Annotated in this window: 3 protein-coding genes; 1 reads left to right on the top strand and 2 read right to left on the bottom strand. The window is 43.8% G+C overall.

The genetic code is table 11. The features are described from left to right. Positions 1-475: EcsC family protein (locus tag ACS8FD_RS14045; protein ID WP_439276325.1), on the top strand; the 475-nt coding region annotated here is incomplete at its 5' end. Between the two features lie 12 nt (positions 476-487). On the opposite strand, the gene ACS8FD_RS14040 is transcribed toward ACS8FD_RS14045, so the two are convergent. Beyond that, positions 488-1,105, bottom strand: coding sequence for an alpha-ketoglutarate-dependent dioxygenase AlkB family protein (locus tag ACS8FD_RS14040; RefSeq protein WP_439262477.1), 618 nt, complete (start codon positions 1,103-1,105; stop codon positions 488-490). Between the two features lie 8 nt (positions 1,106-1,113). Then, positions 1,114-1,585 (bottom strand): alpha/beta fold hydrolase (locus ACS8FD_RS14035; RefSeq protein WP_439276324.1); only part of this gene is annotated, 472 nt, incomplete at its 5' end.

Raw genomic sequence — 1,585 nt, 5'->3', positions numbered from 1 at the left:
TGTGGCGCTAACTAGTGCTCAGGGAGTAGCAACAGGCATAACAGGTTGGGCAGGTATTCCTGCAGATATAATAGGTCTTATCATCGCTAATCTGCGTGCTATTGGTGAATATGCGACTTACTACGGTTTTGACATGAGTGACAAAAATGAGCAGTTATTTGCTATGTCATTATTGGCGGTAGCCACCTCTGCTTCTGCTGAGGAGCGCAAAGCGGCGCTTGATGATACTTTTAGCACGGTAAAAGACCCAGAAGTTCTGGCCTTTAATAAAGTTAACGAAAAAGTAGCTTCACGAGTCTTGCGGCAAACGGCAACTAAGGTGGCGACTAATATGGTCAAGACCAAGGCTGCGCAAGTCATTCCAGCAGTAGGGGCTATGGTAGCAGGTGGGGTTAACGCCAGCTACACATCAAACGTATGTGAAGCTGCTTATCAGTGCTATCGCGAACGTTTTTTAAACCGTAAAGAGATATAGAGTTTAGAACCATCAAGCGGTCAGCATACGTCGAAAGGTCAAACTAATACGACCTTCATTTGCCTTAGTTGTTTTGGTGATACTGTGTTTCCAGAACGTTTGGGTATCACCATGCATTACGATAAGCTGGCCTGACTCAAGATAAAGCTCGACTTTATCGTGAGTTTTTTTATGCTTTAAGACAAATTTGCGCGTGGCACCCAGTGATAAAGACGCGATAACTGGCTGCACACCCAGCTCTTTTTCATCGTCTGCATGATAGCCCATACCCTCAGCACCTGATGGGTAATAGTTAAGCAAGCAGGAATTGAAATCAGCTTCAATTCCTGTCTTTGCCAGCTGTTTTTCGATGCAGTGTTTCACATGAAACACGGAATTTGACCATGGTACACTTTGGCGCGTATGTCCTGAATAGTGATAGCTGGTATTGTTATTACCCATCCAAACAATCTGACGCGCAGTGACATGAGTTTTACCAAACAAAGTCACGACGTCCGAATGCCAAGGAAGCTCAGCTAAGAGAATGTCGTAGAGGTTATTGGGATTATCAATAATAACCCCTAAATCGTTTACTTTGCCATCATAAGGCAATAGGTTATCAGTAGGCATGGGCGCAAAAAGATCAGTCATCGTTTGGTTTATCTTTCGCCTTTATAATGCTCATTTATGATCTGCGCACATAGTTCAGGCGCTTCCATCGGTAACAAATGCCCATAATCAGACAGCGATATCAAGCTGTCATCAGGTACAAATTTCTGCCATTGCTTACGGACTTTATGATTGATAAATAGAGTCGGCTTGCCTGTGACCAGTGTATAAGGACAACGCAGTTTTTTAAGGGCACTATCAATATGCGGCGTACCAAAATAGTTGGCAAGTTCTTGTTCTGGATCGAAGATTAAAGAGTAGCTGCCGTCAGTATTGGCAACGAGGCTTTGCTCAGCGAACACTAGTAAATGCTCATCATTGATACGTCTGTAGGCACGTTGTTTGCGCAGATGCTCGTAGTAGTCATTGATACTTGACCATTGGGTTTGCTTGGTCAAGGTGCTTTTAAACGGTTCACGGCTGAGCATAAAAGCACGTGGCAATAGGTTATATAACGCTGTT

This window comes from Psychrobacter sp. 1U2 (assembly GCF_051847575.1).
The sequence above is the reverse complement of the archived record's forward strand: the minus strand, read 5'-3'. Positions and strand labels throughout refer to the sequence as shown.